Source organism: Oceanithermus profundus DSM 14977 (assembly GCF_000183745.1).
GTDB lineage: Bacteria > Deinococcota > Deinococci > Deinococcales > Marinithermaceae > Oceanithermus > Oceanithermus profundus.
The window spans coordinates 1,314,609-1,328,021 of sequence record NC_014761.1; the positions used below are offsets into that span (position 1 = coordinate 1,314,609).

The 13,413-nt window shown below is 69.6% G+C and carries 12 protein-coding genes; 7 read left to right on the top strand and 5 right to left on the bottom strand.

The window, feature by feature from the left end:
- The first annotated feature begins 4 nt into the window (after positions 1 to 4).
- On the top strand, positions 5 to 1,048 hold the full coding sequence (gene ftsZ, locus OCEPR_RS06460) for a cell division protein FtsZ (protein WP_013457905.1): 1,044 nt from the start codon (positions 5 to 7) through the stop codon (positions 1,046 to 1,048).
- A 324-nt stretch (positions 1,049 to 1,372) separates the two neighbouring features.
- On the opposite strand, the gene secA is transcribed toward ftsZ, so the two are convergent.
- Positions 1,373 to 4,390: a preprotein translocase subunit SecA gene (secA, locus tag OCEPR_RS06465; RefSeq protein ID WP_013457906.1), complete on the bottom strand. Its 3,018-nt coding sequence runs from the start codon at positions 4,388 to 4,390 to the stop codon at positions 1,373 to 1,375.
- Positions 4,391 to 4,430: 40 nt separating this feature from the next.
- Positions 4,431 to 5,411 (bottom strand): tRNA (adenosine(37)-N6)-threonylcarbamoyltransferase complex transferase subunit TsaD, encoded by a 981-nt coding sequence (tsaD, locus tag OCEPR_RS06470; RefSeq protein WP_041554078.1) that lies wholly within the window; start codon positions 5,409 to 5,411, stop codon positions 4,431 to 4,433.
- A gap of 40 nt (positions 5,412 to 5,451) precedes the next feature.
- Here tsaD and OCEPR_RS06475 point away from each other — a divergent pair, with 40 nt between their 5' ends.
- The 4 genes from OCEPR_RS06475 to OCEPR_RS06490 all read left to right on the top strand — a co-directional run bounded on the left by OCEPR_RS06475 (position 5,452) and on the right by OCEPR_RS06490 (position 9,639).
- Positions 5,452 to 6,576, top strand: a complete 1,125-nt coding sequence (locus OCEPR_RS06475; protein ID WP_041554080.1) for a methyltransferase — start codon at positions 5,452 to 5,454, stop codon at positions 6,574 to 6,576.
- Positions 6,577 to 6,611: 35 nt separating this feature from the next.
- On the top strand, positions 6,612 to 8,033 hold the full coding sequence (gene rpoD / locus OCEPR_RS06480; RefSeq protein ID WP_049773588.1) for an RNA polymerase sigma factor RpoD: 1,422 nt from the start codon (positions 6,612 to 6,614) through the stop codon (positions 8,031 to 8,033).
- A gap of 80 nt (positions 8,034 to 8,113) precedes the next feature.
- Entirely contained in the window at positions 8,114 to 8,746 is a 633-nt protein-coding gene (locus OCEPR_RS06485) for an alpha/beta hydrolase (RefSeq protein ID WP_013457910.1), read from the top strand.
- Positions 8,743 to 9,639, top strand: a complete 897-nt coding sequence (locus OCEPR_RS06490; RefSeq protein WP_013457911.1) for a delta(1)-pyrroline-2-carboxylate reductase family protein — start codon at positions 8,743 to 8,745, stop codon at positions 9,637 to 9,639. The genes OCEPR_RS06485 and OCEPR_RS06490 overlap by 4 nt, the downstream gene beginning before the upstream one ends.
- Here the strand turns inward: OCEPR_RS06490 and OCEPR_RS06495 are convergent.
- Positions 9,627 to 11,117, bottom strand: a complete 1,491-nt coding sequence (locus OCEPR_RS06495) for a DUF3084 domain-containing protein (protein WP_013457912.1) — start codon at positions 11,115 to 11,117, stop codon at positions 9,627 to 9,629. The two genes, OCEPR_RS06490 and OCEPR_RS06495, sit on opposite strands and share 13 nt — an antisense overlap.
- 7 nt (positions 11,118 to 11,124) lie before the next feature.
- On the bottom strand, positions 11,125 to 11,889 hold the full coding sequence (gene lptB, locus OCEPR_RS06500) for an LPS export ABC transporter ATP-binding protein (protein WP_013457913.1): 765 nt from the start codon (positions 11,887 to 11,889) through the stop codon (positions 11,125 to 11,127).
- A 65-nt stretch (positions 11,890 to 11,954) separates the two neighbouring features.
- Between lptB and OCEPR_RS06505 the strand changes: the two genes are divergently transcribed.
- Both OCEPR_RS06505 and OCEPR_RS06510 read left to right on the top strand, forming a co-directional pair.
- Positions 11,955 to 12,224, top strand: a complete 270-nt coding sequence (locus OCEPR_RS06505; RefSeq protein ID WP_013457914.1) for a hypothetical protein — start codon at positions 11,955 to 11,957, stop codon at positions 12,222 to 12,224.
- A complete protein-coding gene (locus OCEPR_RS06510; RefSeq protein WP_013457915.1) occupies positions 12,185 to 13,090 on the top strand; it encodes a patatin-like phospholipase family protein in 906 nt (301 codons plus the stop codon). The genes OCEPR_RS06505 and OCEPR_RS06510 overlap by 40 nt, the downstream gene beginning before the upstream one ends.
- Here OCEPR_RS06510 and OCEPR_RS06515 read toward each other — a convergent pair.
- On the bottom strand, positions 13,046 to 13,411 hold the full coding sequence (locus OCEPR_RS06515; protein WP_013457916.1) for a hypothetical protein: 366 nt from the start codon (positions 13,409 to 13,411) through the stop codon (positions 13,046 to 13,048). The genes OCEPR_RS06510 and OCEPR_RS06515 overlap by 45 nt on opposite strands.
- Positions 13,412 to 13,413: the final 2 nt, after the last annotated feature.

The following is a 13,413-nucleotide window of genomic DNA, read 5'->3' on the forward strand; positions in this document are numbered from 1 at the left end:
CGGCATGCAGGGTGCAACGATCAAAGTCATAGGTTTGGGAGGGGCCGGCAACAACGCCGTGAACCGGATGATCGAGTCCGGGCTCCACGGCGTCGAGTTCATCGCCGGAAACACGGACGCGCAGGTGCTGGCGCGTTCGCTCGCTGACATCCGCATCCAGATGGGCGAGAAGCTGACGCGCGGTCTGGGGGCCGGGGCCAACCCCGAGATCGGCGAGAAAGCCGCGCTGGAAACGCGCGACCTGATCGCCGAGCAGCTCGACGGGGCCGACCTGGTCTTCATCACCGCCGGCATGGGGGGCGGCACCGGCACCGGCAGCGCGCCGGTGGTGGCGGAGATCGCGCGCGAGATCGGGGCGCTCACCCTGGGCGTCGTCACCCGCCCCTTCAACTTCGAAGGCCCCAAGCGCCGCCGCGTCGCCGAGGAGGGGATCAAGCGGCTGCGCGAGCGCGTGGACGCCATGGTCGTGGTCAACAACGACCGCCTGCTGGCCGCCGCCGACAGCAAGAAGATCGCCCTGCGCGAGGCCTTCCTGATGGCCGACCGGGTGCTCTACCACGGGGTCAAGGGCATCTCCGACGTGATCAACGCCCCGGGCGAGATCAACGTCGACTTCGCCGACCTGCGCAACATGCTCAACGGCGCCGGCCAGGTCCTCATGGGCATCGGCGCCGGCCGCGGCGAGAACCGCGTCCAGGAAGCCGCCCAGACCGCGATCAACTCCCCCCTGCTCGACCGCACCATCGAGGGGGCGCGCAACGTGCTGCTCAACGTGGTGGGCTCGGAAGAGCTCACCTTGGCCGAGGCCATCGAAGTGGCCGAACGCGTCCGCGACGCCACCGGCATCGAGGACGTGGACGTCCTCTACGGCATCACCTACGACGACCGCGCCGCCGACGAGATGCGCATCGTGCTGATCGCCTCGGGCTTCTCCGAAGCCACGGTGATGCCTGCGAGCGCCGAGGGCTCGAGCGGCGCCTTCGACCCCAACGACCTGGAGATCCCCGCCTTCATCCGTTACGGCGACGAGGGCCCCGGCCGCCTCTGAGCCAGCACCGATCCAAAAACCCACCGCCCCGGCGGTGGGTTTTTCTTTCGACCGCTTCGAGGTGGAGGCCCCGCAAGCAGACCCTCACTTTTCGGAGCGACCCGGCTTCCCGGCGCTCGGCGCCAGCCCGCTACGGGAGCCCGCCCCTGGAGGGGACGTGCTGGCATGGAAGCCCACATCCGGGGACCGTTGACCGGTCCACCACGAGCCGGGCGCAACAGGACCGCTCCATCCGCCAAGGGCCACGAAACCTCCGGCGGGACCGCCCCGACGGCGAAGCGCCGGAACCGGCGTCTCCCGGACGGGCCGCTCGGTACGGTTGGCTCAGGCGTTCTTGCCGTGGCAGTGCTTGTACTTCTTGCCGCTGCCGCACCAACAGGGGTCGTTGCGCCCGATCTTCTTCTTGGGCTCCTGGCGCTTGCCGCCGCGCTTGCTGGCGGCGGCCTTGGCGTCGGCCTTGACGGGCTGGGGCTTCTTTTCCGGTACGGGAACGTAGACCTGCGGCTTGGGCGGCTCGGCCTCCACCTTGAGGCGGAAGAAGAACTTGGCCGACTCGCTCTTGATGTGGGCGATCATCTCGTTGAAGAGCCGCGTCGCCTCGAACTTGTACTCCTGGAAGGGGTCCTTCTGGGCGTAGGAACGCAGGCCGATGCCCTGGCGCAGCACGTCGAGGTTGTGCAGGTGTTCCTTCCAGTCGGAGTCGACGATGGAGAGGATGACGAAGCGCTCCACCGCGCGCATGACCTGCGGGCTGAGCTCCTGCTCGCGTTCCTCGTAGAAGCCGAAGGCCGCCTCCACCACCTTGTCGATCGCCTCGGGGGCCTCGAGCTCGCGCAGCGCCTCGAAGTCGTAGTTCTCGAAGGCGGGGACGATGTCCACGAGGGCGAGCTTCAGGCCGTCGAGGTCCCAGTCGTCCTTGTGGATTTCGGGGTTGAGGTAGTTCTCGGCCACGGCGGCCACGGTGTCCTCCACCATGGCGAGCGCCGCCTCCTTGACCTCCTCGTCCTTGCCCAGGAGGACCATGCGCCGCTGCTCGTAGATGACCTCGCGCTGGCGCGCCATCACGTCGTCGAACTGCAAGAGCTGCTTGCGGATGCCGAAGTTGCGGTCCTCCACGCGCTTCTGCGCCCGCTCGATCGCCCCCGTGACCATCTTGTGCTCGATCGGCTCGGAGTCGTCGAAGCCCATGCGGTCGAGCATGCCGACCACGCGGTCTGATGCGAAGAGCCGCATCAGCTCGTCATCGAAGGAGACGTAGAAACGGCTCTCGCCCGGGTCGCCCTGGCGGCCGCTGCGACCGCGCAGCTGGTTGTCGATGCGGCGCGATTCGTGGCGTTCGGTACCGATGATGGCGAGGCCGCCCAGCTCCTTGACCCGCTGCTCGTCGATCTTGGCTTCGTCGCGGATCTTCTTGATCTCCTCGATCGTCTCGTCCGCAACCTCGAGCTCGGCCGCGAGCTTCCGGGCCTCGTCCTCCTCGCCCTGGATCAGCTTCTTGACGAAGAGCTCGACCTTCCACTCGTAGCGGTCGAGGCCCTGCTTCTCGAGGATGTTCTTGGCGATCTCCTCGGGGTTGCCGCCGAGCTTGATGTCGGTACCGCGGCCGGCCATGTTGGTGGCGATGGTGATCGTCCCCGACCGGCCCGCCTGGGCCACGATCTCGGCTTCCTTCTCGTGGTACTTGGCGTTGAGCACCTGGTGGGGGATGCCCTTGCGGATGATCTCGAGGGTGTGCACCGCAAACTTCAGCTGCTCCCAGGCGTCGGCCAGGTTGCCGCCCGCCCCCTGGAAGAGGGGTTCGAACTCCTCGAGCGTCTTCTCGCGCAGGTTGGCGGGCCGCGCCAGGGCCTTCTTCAGCTTCTCCCACTCCGGCCCCGACTTCTTCTGGATGGCCTTGAGCAGCAGGTTGACGCGCATCTCGACGCGCGGCAGGTAGTAGCGCGGCTCGCGCAGCATCGCCGAGAGCCGCTCGGACTTGTCGATGTTGATCGTCCCCACGAGGACGGGCTGGCCCTTCTCGTAGCGCTGCGCGATCTCCTCGACGACCGACATGAACTTGCCCTGCTCGGTGCGGTAGACGACGTCGGCGTGGTCCTGGCGGATGACCGGGCGGTTGGTCGGCACGACGATGACGTCCATGCCGTAGATCTCCTGGAACTCCTTCTCCTCGGTCTTGGCCGTGCCGGTCATGCCCGCGGTCTTGTCGTACTGGCGGAAGAAGTTCTGGTAGGTGATCGTGGCGAGCGTCTGGTTCTCGCGCTCGATCTTGACGCCCTCCTTGGCCTCGATGGCCTGGTGCAGCCCCTCGCCGAAGCGGCGGCCCGGCATCAGGCGGCCGGTGAACTCGTCCACGATGATGACCTGGCCGTCCTGGACGATGTAGTCCTGGTCGCGGTGGTAGAGCTCCTTGGCCCGGATGGCCTGGATGAGCATGTGGGCCTTCTCCATGTTCTCGGGGCTGAAGAGGCCGGGGATGCCGAGGAGCTTCTCGGCGCGCTCGATGCCGCGCTCGGTGAGCTGGACGTGGCGTTGCTTTTCCTCGATGGTGTAGTCGCCCGTGGGCTCCTTGTCCTTTTCGCCGGGTTCGGGCTTCTCGCCGCGCTCGAGCTTGAGGGCCACCTCGGCCATCTTGTAGTAGAGGTCGGTGGCCTTCTCGGCCGGACCGGAGATGATCAGCGGCGTGCGCGCCTCGTCGATGAGGATCGAATCGACCTCGTCCACGATGGCGTAGTGGAGCGGGTGGTCGTGGCGCAGCACCAGCTGGTCGGGGCTGAGCGACATGTTGTCGCGCAGGTAGTCGAAACCGAGCTCGGAGTTGGTGACGTAGGTGATGTCGGCCAGGTAGGCCTTGCGCCGCTCGGGCGGCGGGGTGTCGTGCTGGATCACCCCCACCTCGAGCCCCAGCCCGTGGTAGACGGGCCGCATCCACTCGGCGTCGCGCCGGGCCAGGTAGTCGTTGACCGTGACCAGGTGCACCCCTTTGCCGGTGAGGGCGTTGAGGGCCACGGGCAGCGTGGCCACGAGGGTCTTCCCCTCACCCGTCTTCATCTCGGCGATGCGGCCGTCGTGCAGCACCGCGCCGCCGACGAGCTGGACGTCGTAGGGGCGCAGGCCCAGGTAGCGCCGCGCCGACTCGCGCGCGAGCGCGAAGACCCAGGGCAGCAGCTCGTCCAAGGGCTTGCCGTTTTCGTGCTGCTGGCGGGCCTCGGCGTAGGCGGCGGCCAGATCGTCGATCTTCTGGACCTCCGCTTCGAGGGCGTTGGTGGGCTCGACGACCTGGCGGAAGTAGCGCTGCACTTCGCGGTCGTTGTTGTCGAAGAGTTTTTTGAGAAGACCCAGCATAACTTATCGCATTCTAAGCTTGGAAGATGAGAAGGGCCAGCTAGACCGCCTCGCCCAGGGGCCAGTAGGGCTCGGCGGAAACCGTGAGGGAATCGGCGCGCCGTTCGCGCGCCCAGCGGCGGGCGGCGGCCAGGGCGATCATGGCGCCGTTGTCGGAGGTCAGGCCCGGCGGGGGCAGGTGCACTTCGAGGCCGGTGGCCGCGAGCGCCGCGCGCAGGGCCCGGTTGGCGGCCACGCCCCCGGCCACCACGACCCGGCGGAGGCCGGTGTCCTGCGCCGCGCGCTCGAGGGTGCCCACCAGCGAGGCCACGGCCACCCGCTGGAAGCCGGCGGCGATGTCGGCGGGCGCGTGGCCTTCGTCCCTGAACCGCACCGCGGCGGTCTTGAGCCCGGAGAAGCTGAAGTCGTAGCCCGCGCGTCCGCGCATGGGCACGCTGAAGGGCACCGCGTGCGGGTCGCCCGCTGCGGCCAGCCGCTCTATCTCGGGCCCGCCGGGGTAGCCGAGGCCCAGCGTGCGGGCGACCTTGTCGAAGGCCTCGCCCGCAGCGTCGTCGCGGGTCGCGCCGAGCAGCTCGTAGCGCCCCCACGCCTCCACGCGGTAGAGGTGGGTGTGGCCTCCGGAGGCGATCAGGACAAGAAAGGGCGGTTCCACCGGCGCCTCGGCGAGGGCACCGTGCAGGTGGCCTTCCAGGTGGTGCACGCCCAGGAAGGGCCTCTCCAGCGACCAGGCCAGCCCCTTGGCGTAGCCCAGCCCCACGAGCAGCGGGCCGACCAGGCCGGGGCCGCGGGTGGCGGCCACCAGGTCCAGGTCCCGGGGCCGAACCCCGGCCTCGTCCAGGGCGCGGGCCACGAGCCGGTCGAGCACCTGCGCGTGCTCCCGGCTGGCCAGCTCGGGCACCACCCCGCCGTATTCGGCGTGCAACAGGGTTTGCGACGCCACCAGGTTCACGCGGACCCGGCCGTCCTGCACCAGCCCCACCCCGGTGTCGTCGCAGCTGGTTTCGATGCCGAGCACGAGCACGTTCCCCATTCTAGCGAATATGTGCTAAAGTGTACATTCCGTGGAGCTCGTGGAGTACCACACCCTCACAACCCTGCCGACCCCTGCGGGCCCGCTCTGGATCAAGCGCGGCGCCCCCGGCCTGGAGGACCCCGCCTACCGGTTGCTGGCCGATGCGGTCGAACCCCGGGGAACGCGGGCGATCGACCTCAACCCGGGGGTGGGGGTTGCGTCGTTGCCGCTGCTGGCCGCGGGGCTCGAGGTGCACGCTTGGGAGGACCGGCGCTCGGCCCTGCGGGCGCTCGAGGCCAGCGCCGCGGCGCATCCGGGCCTGCGGGTCCACGCCGCCCTGCCCTGGCAGGTACCCGAGGCGGCCTACGGCACGGCCCTGCTCGTCTTCGGGGCCGACCGCGGCAACGCCTGGGTGCAGGCGCAGATTCGGGCGGCCGCGCGGGCGCTCGAACCCGGCGGCCTGCTCTGGGTGGCCGGCGACAAGAAGCTCGGCTTCGAACGCTACCTCGGCTGGGCGCGCGAGCTCGTCGGCGGCGGCGAGGTGGTCGCGCGCGCCAAGGGGGTGCGCGTCGCCGTCCTGGAACGCGCCCCCGGTCCGGCCCCGGAGGCGCGGGGCGAACCCGAACCCCTGGAGGCCGAGCTGCGCGGCCGGCGGCTGACCTTCTGGGTCTGGCCCGGGGTCTTCTCCGCGGACGCGGTGGACCCCGCCACCCGCCTGCTGCTGGAACACCTGCCCGCAGACGTCGAGGGGGCCCGCGTGCTCGACCTGGGCGCCGGGTACGGAGCCCTCAGCCTTCCCCTGGCCTGTGAAGGCGCGCAGGTGACGTTGCTCGAGCACCAGCTCGCCTCGGTGGAGAGCGCCAGGCGCAGCTTTCGCGCCGCCGGCCGGTCCGCGGCGGTGCATCACTCCGACGTTGATGAAGCATTGCAAGAAAACGAAGTTTATGATATAGTAGTATCAAACCCCCCCTTCCATGTTGGGGGTCGCGTTGTTTTGGACGTAGCCGAGGCTTTCGTGGCCGCAGCCCATCGACGTACACGACCTGGAGGTCGGTTTTACCTGGTGGCCAACCCGTTTCTAAAATACGAAGTCTGGATGCACGACCGGTTCGGCAACGTGCGCACGTTGCACGCTGGCCGTTACAAAGTGCTGCTTGCCGTAAAGCAACCCTGACCGTGCCGACGCCGCACGACCGGGAGGTGACCCGCTTGAGCAAGAAGAAAACCGAGGAAAAGGCCGTTGCCGTGCTGGACGAGGCGCCCAAGAAGGCTGCGCCCAAGGGCGGCGCGAAGAAGAAGACCGCCGCGAAGGCGGCCCCCAAATCCAAGAAGTCCGCGGCCGCGAAGAAGGCCGCCACGACCGCCTCCAAGCCGTCCCGAAGCAAGAAAGCCAAGACCGCCTCCCCCGAGGAGGCACCGGCGCCGGCCGAGGCCGCCGCCATCGAACCGGGCGCCGAGCCGGAAGTGCTCGAGCCCATCCTCGACGAGGAGGAAGTGGTGGCGGAGGCCGCCGTCGAAGCGCCCATCGAAGAAGAAGTGATCGCCAAACCTGAAGAACCCGTAACCATCGCGACCCGGGTTTCCACCTCGGACCCGGTTCGGCAGTACCTGCACGAGATCGGGCAGGTGCCGCTCTTGACGCTGGAAGAAGAGATCGACCTGGCGCGCCGCGTCGAAGAAGGCGAAGCCGCCGTGGAGCGGCTGGCCGAGTTCACCGGCCTGGAAGCCGACCTGATCAAGAAGGTCATCCGCGCCCAGGTGCGCCACGGCGGCCGCGTTCCCCACATCCCCGGATACGAGGCCGAGCGCGTGGACGAGGACACCATCCAGGCGGTGGACGCCCGCCTGCGCGCGCTGCCCAAGCCGCAGAAGCGTTACCTGCACATCGCCCGCGACGGCGAGATCGCCCGCCAGCACCTGATCGAGGCCAACCTGCGGCTCGTCGTCTCCATCGCCAAGAAGTACACCGGCCGCGGGCTGTCCTTCCTCGACCTCATCCAGGAAGGCAACCAGGGGCTGATCCGCGCCGTCGAGAAGTTCGAGTACAAGCGGCGCTACAAGTTCTCCACCTACGCCACCTGGTGGATCCGCCAGGCCATCAACCGCGCCATCGCCGACCAGGCCCGCACCATCCGCATTCCGGTGCACATGGTGGAGACGATCAACAAGCTCACCCGCACCGCCCGCCAGCTGCAGCAGGAGCTGGGGCGCGAGGCCACCTACGCCGAGATCGCCGACGCCATGGGCCCCGGCTGGGATGCCAAGAAGGTGGAGGAAACCTTCAAGATCGCCCAGGAACCCGTCAGCCTGGAGACGCCGATCGGCGACGAGAAGGACTCGTTCTACGGCGACTTCATCCCCGACGAGCACCTGGCCAGCCCCGTGGACTCGGCCGCCCAGAGTCTGCTCTCGGAGGAGCTGGAGAAGGCGCTCTCCAAGCTCTCCGAGCGCGAGGCCATGGTGCTGAAGCTGCGCAAGGGGCTGATCGACGGCCGCGAACACACCCTCGAGGAGGTGGGCGCCTACTTCGGCGTCACCCGTGAGCGCATCCGCCAGATCGAGAACAAGGCGCTGCGCAAGCTCAAGTACCACGAGTCCCGCACCCGCAAGCTGCGCGACTTCCTCGACTAAGCCGACGACGCACCGCCGGCCCCCCGCGTCCGCGGGGGGCCGCTTCGTTAGCGGGGGCGGATCTGCGCTAGACTGAAACCGTGGCGCGCGTAGAGCTGGAAGGGCACGAAGGGCACCGCTTCTTCCTGGTGGTCGAGGGCGATCCCCGCGGGGAACCCGTGGCCGTGGTCTTCCCCGGCCTGCGCTACTCCCCCGCGCGGCCCCTGCTGCACTACACCACCAAGCTGCTGCGCGCCCGAGGGTGGGCGGTCGTCGAGGCCTGGTACGACTACGACCGTCCCGAGTTCCTCACCGCCGCCGAAGCCGAACGCCACTCCTGGATCACCGCCGACGCCGCGGCGGTGTGGCGCTGGGTGCGCGGGCACGCCCGGCCGCGCCTGCTGGTGGGCAAATCGATCGGCACGCTGGCCATGGCCTTCCTCATGCGCGACGCCCGCGACGCCGCGGCGGCCAAGGTTTGGCTCACCCCGCTGCTCCGCGCGGACGACGTGCTCCGCGCCATCGCGGAAGACGCCGCCCCCGGCCTGCTCGTGGCCGGCGGCGCCGACCCGGCCACCCCGCCCGAGCTCCTGGACGGGCTGGAGCGTCCGAGCCTGCACACCCTCGTGCTGCCGGGCGCAGGCCACGGGCTCGAGGTGAACGAACCGCTCCCCTCGCTTGACCTCATGCGGGACTACCTGCAGTCCCTCGACGCGTTCCTGGGCGCCCTATGAAGATCCTCTCCGCCACCACGACCGCCGCCTTGCTCCCCTACGAGGCCCTCGCCGGCACCCTGGCCCGGGTCGTCCTCGACGCCCGCGCGGGTCGGGCGGTCGCGCCCGAACGCACGGTGCACCCGCTGCCCGAAGGAAGCACGCTGCTCCTCATGCCCGCCTGGGACGAACGCCTGGGCGTGCTCAAACGCGTCAGCGTCCACCCCGCCAACCCCGAACGCGGGCTCGCTCAGGTGCAGGCCGAGGTGCTCGTCTTCGACGTCCGCACCGGGGAGGCCAAGCTGCTGCTCGACGGGGCCGTCGTTACCGCCCGGCGGACGGCCGCCCTCTCGCTGCTGGCCGTTCAGAGGCTCGCCGCGAAACCGCCCGAACGGGTGCTCGTCCTGGGCGCCGGCACGCAGGCGCGGGCCCACCTCGAAGCGCTCTCGACGCTCCGCCCCGGGCGCGTCTTCGTCTACAACCGCACCTTCTCGCGAGCGGCCGAGCTGGCCGCGCACGGGCGCAAGCTGGGCCTCGCCATGCAGACCGTCCCCTTCCCCGACAAGGTCGCGTCCGAGGTCGACCTGATCGTCAGCGCCACGAGCAGCGCCGCGCCGGTGGTGCCGGAAGAGGTCGCCGACGACGCGCTGATCGTCGCCGTCGGCGCCTTCACCCCGCGCATGGCCGAGTTGCCGGCGACGCTGGTGAAGCGTTCGCGCGTCTTCGTGGACACCCTGCCCGGAGCGCGCGCCGAGGCCGGCGACCTGCTGCAGGCCGGTGTGGACTGGGCGCAGGTGCGCACCCTGGGGGACGCGCTCGAAGAGGGTCCGCCCGTGGGCGGACCGGTGGTGTTCAAGAGCGTCGGTTCGGCGCTATGGGATCTGGCGGCGGCGCGGCTGATCTACGGAACGTAGAGCACCTGGTAGAGCAACCGCGGCACCTCGGTGGTCCAGACGTCGTCGGCCGCCACCACGGCAACCACGACGTTGCCTACCTCGTCGCGAATCTGGGCCTGGAAGTCGGCGAGGACCGCACCCGAAAGCCCCGCGGCGGCCACCCGTTCGGGCAAAACCCCGGCCTTGAGCAGGCGCTCGAAGGCGGTTTCGCGCAGGTCCTCCAGGCTCCTGCGGACGCGCTCCGGCTGCAGGCGCGGGGGCGGGAGCTCCCGCAGGGCGATGACCTGCCCGATGCGGAAGCGCAGCTCCTTGGGCACGAAGCGCAGCTGCAACAGCACCTTGCCGTCGGGCGTCACCCCTTCGGCGCGGGCCTGGATGACGCCGGGGGCGCGCCACCCCTCGCTGTTGAGGTCCTCGGGAACGAGGACGCCGCGAAAACCCTCCACCCGAACCTGCACCTCGGCCAGGTGCACCGCCTGGTCAAGGGCCTGCTGCAGGGGCCCCGTCGACCACACCAGTTCGGAAAGCACCGTGTCCTTGAGGCTGTCGCTCAGCTGCCGCCGCAGCACCTCCAACCCCCGCTCCGTCGAGCTGCGTTCCTGCTCGAGCCGCAGCAGCTCCTGCTTGAGGTCGAAGACCTGCTGGTTCGCCGCCGCCAGCTGGTCCTGCAGGCGGCGGTTGGCCAGCCGCAAGGCGTCGCGCTGCTCCTCGAGCGCCTTGCGCTCGGCGTCAAGGGTGGTGATGTCGCCCAAGAGCTGCTGGCGCTCCTTTTCCAGCGCCGCGATCTCCTTCTGGATGGCGCGCACCCGCGCCTCGGCCTGGGCCGCGGCCGCCTCGGCTTCGCGGGTCTTGGCCTGGGCCGCCTCAGCCCGCTGGATCGCGTCGGCCTCGGCCTGGCGCAGCTTCTCGAGGTCGTCCAGCAAAAGGATCTGGCCCTGCTGGAGGGCGTCGAACTCGCGCTCGAGCGCCTCGCGCTCGGATCCGATCCGCTCCACCTCGGCGCGCACCCGCCCCAGCTCCACCTCGCGCTCTTCGAGCTGTTTGCGGGTTTCCTCGACCGCCTGCCGCAGCAGCTCCTTCTCGCCCTGCAGCTTGCGGATTTCTTCTTCGGCCAGCTTGAGGGCGTCGGCCTTGGCCTTCAGCTCCCGCTCCAGGCGCTCGCTCTCCCCCAGCGCCCGGGCGGCGCGCGCCTCCAGGTCGCTTACGTGCCCGCCCAGACGTTCGACCTCGGACCGCAGCTGGTCCCGCTCCTCGCGCACCTTCTCCGCCTCGAGGATCGTCTTGCGCGCGTCGCTGGCCAGGAAGAAGAAAGCCGCGAACGCCAGCAGGGCGATGACCACGCCGGTAAAAACGGCCACGACCAGCGCGGTGGTGCGCGGACGCAGGCCGAAGAGGCGCAGGTGGCGGCGTCCCACCCGGCGGCCCACCACGTCGCCCACGTAGGCGACGACGGCTGCGATGAGCAGCAGGTTGACGAGCAGCGTCCAGAGGCTCATGAGGAGGCTAGAGCTCGAAGTCCTCGCCCAGGTAGTAGTTGCGGGCGCCCGTGTCGCGTGCGAACTCGTCGGGGCTGCCGTGGAAGACGACCTGGCCGTCGTACATCAGGTAGACCCGATCGGTGATGGCCAGCGTTTCGCGCACCGAGTGGTCGGTGATGAAGACCCCAAGGCCGCGTTTGGCGCGCAGTTCCTGGATCAGGGTCTGGATGTCGCCCACGTTCTTGGGGTCGACGCCGGTGAAGGGCTCGTCGAGGAGGATGAAGTCGGGGTTGGTGGTGAGGGCCCGGGCGATCTCGAGCCGCCGCCGCTCGCCCCCCGAGAGCGTGTAGGCGTACTTGTCCTTGAGGTGGTCGATGTGGAACTCCTCGAGCAGCCCCAGCGCGGTGTCGTGCCGCTCCTTCTTGGGGAGGGGTTGGTGCTCGAGGATGGCCAGCAGGTTTTCGAGCACGGTCATGCGCCGGAACGCCGAGGGTTCCTGAGGCAGGTAACCCAACCCCAGCCGCGCCCGCTTGTGCATGGGCAGACGGGTCACGTCCTCTCCGCGCAGCAGGATCCGCCCGCCGTTGGGGCGCACGAAACCGACGAGCATGTAGAAGGTGGTCGTCTTGCCCGCCCCGTTGGGGCCGAAGAGGGCGACGATCTCCCCGCGCCCGAGAACCAGGTCCACGCCCCGAACCACGTCCCGCCGCCCGTACCGCTTGCGCAAACCCTGGGCCGAAAGGCGCGCCTGCTGGGCGTATTCCACCTCGGGGGAAAGAGCCGTTTCCATTGCGCTCCATCGTACACAAACGGGCTTAAGGGGCGGTGAGAGGGCGCTGCGCGTAGAATGAAGGCATGAAATACCTTGGCTGGGCGCTGCTGCTCCTCGGGCTCCTGCTGCTGTGGCCGATCCTGGGACCGCTGCTGGCGGTGGCCCTGACCCTGATCGGCCTGGTCCTGGCGCTGGCGCTGGGGGCGGTGCTCGTGAGCTTCGGCTGGATCCTGGCGCTGGCGCTGCTGGCGCTGGGCCTCTTCTTCGCGGCGCTCAAATGGGCGCTCCCGCTCGGCATTCTGCTCCTGGGGCTATGGCTGCTTTCGACGGATCGACGACGCAACCGGGGCTGATCCTCGCGCTCAGCGGCGGCGGGGTGCGGGGGTTCGCGCACCTGGGCGCGTTGCGTGCGATCCGGGAGGCGGGCCTGCCGATCGCCGGCGTGGCGGGCAGCTCGGCGGGGGCCTACGCCGCGGCCAACCTGGGGCTCGACCTGCCGCTCGAGGTCGAGCCGCTGATGAGCCATGTGATCGACCGCCAGCTCGCCGACCTCTTCATGGCCAACGGCAACCGCCTGCTGCGGGTGGCCAAGATCCAGGGCCGGCTGTTCAAGGCGCTGCGCCATACGGCGATCGCCGACGCCGAGCGGCTCCGCGAAGGCCTGCTCGAGCTCTACGGCACCGCCAGGATCGAGGAGCTGGTGCCCCCGCTGGCCATCAACGCCGCCGACCTGAACACCGGCGAGGTGGTGGTGCTGCGCGAGGGGCCCCTGGTGGACGCGGTCATGGCCTCGAGCGCCATCCCGGGCATCTTCCCGCCCGTTCCCTGGGGCGGCCGGCTTCTCGTCGACGGCGACGTGGTGGAAAAGGTGCCGGTCACCGCCGCCCGGCAGCTGGGCCCCGGCCCGGTGGTGGGCGTGGACGTGTCCAACCCCGTGCGTCTGCACAAACCCCACAACTCGTTCGAGGTGATGCTGATGGCCAGCGAGGCCTCGATCCGTCGGCTCAAACGGCTGGCGCTCGAACGCGCCGACTACGTGCTCTCGCTGGTCCCCGACCATCCGGTGGACACCTTCGACTACAGCCAGGCGAACGCGCTGTACGCCTTCGGATACGAGACCACCCAGGCCCACCTGCCCGAGCTCGAAGCGTTGCTCGCGCCCAAGCGCAGGGGGCTATTCGCCTGGTTGCAACGCGAACCCCAGCGCCGCAAGGGCTAGCGCCACCAGCGCCAACCCCGTACCGGTGGCGCCGTACCCCGCCCAAAACGCCAGCACCGCGAACAGGCCCCAGACCATGGGCAGGGCCGCCAACGAAAGCGCGGCCACGCGTCGTTCCGTGACGTCGCCACGGCTCATCAGCTGCCGGCGGTAGACCAGCACGCCGGCGCTCAAAACGGCAGCGCTGAGCCACCACGCCGCCGGCATCCAGTCCGGCCAGCCCCGCGGCGAGGGCAGCAAGAGCGCGCTCGCCGCCGCGAAGAGCACGACGAAGAAGTTCAGGCCCAAAAGCCAAAGGTAGACCTGGCGGATGCGGTTCACGC

Excerpts from the sequence above, each read along its gene's own strand:
- ftsZ (WP_013457905.1), top strand. The coding sequence starts at position 5 with ATGCAGGGTGCAACGATCAAAGTCATAGGTTTGGGAGGGGCCGGCAAC.
- secA (WP_013457906.1), bottom strand. The coding sequence starts at position 4,390 with ATGCTGGGTCTTCTCAAAAAACTCTTCGACAACAACGACCGCGAAGTG.
- OCEPR_RS06490 (WP_013457911.1), top strand. The coding sequence starts at position 8,743 with ATGAAGATCCTCTCCGCCACCACGACCGCCGCCTTGCTCCCCTACGAG.
- OCEPR_RS06495 (WP_013457912.1), bottom strand. The coding sequence starts at position 11,117 with ATGAGCCTCTGGACGCTGCTCGTCAACCTGCTGCTCATCGCAGCCGTC.
- lptB (WP_013457913.1), bottom strand. The coding sequence starts at position 11,889 with ATGGAAACGGCTCTTTCCCCCGAGGTGGAATACGCCCAGCAGGCGCGC.
- OCEPR_RS06505 (WP_013457914.1), top strand. The coding sequence starts at position 11,955 with ATGAAATACCTTGGCTGGGCGCTGCTGCTCCTCGGGCTCCTGCTGCTG.
- OCEPR_RS06510 (WP_013457915.1), top strand. The coding sequence starts at position 12,185 with ATGGCTGCTTTCGACGGATCGACGACGCAACCGGGGCTGATCCTCGCG.